The 560-nt window shown below is 32.7% G+C and carries 1 protein-coding gene; it reads left to right on the top strand.

Annotation, left to right across the window (positions count from 1 at the left end):
- The coding region (locus tag ACFIL8_RS12485) for a cold-shock protein (RefSeq protein ID WP_375690093.1) at positions 1 to 246 on the top strand (246 nt) is incomplete at its 5' end.
- Positions 247 to 560: the final 314 nt, after the last annotated feature.

Below are 560 nucleotides of genomic sequence, written 5' to 3'. Positions count from 1 at the left end.
GTTACTCCAGAAAGTGGACTAGAACGAGCAATTGTTAAATGGTTTAATCGTGACAAAGGATACGGTTTTCTTAGCCGTGGGCAAGGAACGGAAGATATTTTTATTCATATGGAAACATTGCGCCGTTTTGGTTTAGCAGAGCTTCGTTCGGGTCAAGTTGTTCTTGTACGTTTTGGTAAAGGAGAAAAAGGTTTAATGACAGCAGAGATTTATCCGGATATAGGCATTCCTTTAGCTACGCATTGAATTTCACGAGTGAAATCAGTGTGTTTTCTATATTTTTAAAGGTGATTGTTTCATAAATTGCTATAGAAGTAGATTTTTAAAGAAAATATAGCTCTCGTGAATCCATAAACCAAATGAAGAAAATTGTGCATATTACGTTGAAAGAAACTAGAAAATAACAAGGAAGCAATTCTCTTGTTTTTTGACTTTTAAACTCTGGTACTTTTTATTTTATAAACAAAATTTAAAATTTTTCTCTGGTGGAGACAAGAATGTTAAAGCCTTTTAAAAAGGGGTATATTGTTTTATTGGTGATGCTTTTTATGTTAGATATG

Source organism: Bartonella sp. AP57NXGY, assembly GCF_042195805.1.
Lineage (GTDB): Bacteria > Pseudomonadota > Alphaproteobacteria > Rhizobiales > Rhizobiaceae > Bartonella.
The sequence above is the reverse complement of the archived record's forward strand: the minus strand, read 5'-3'. Positions and strand labels throughout refer to the sequence as shown.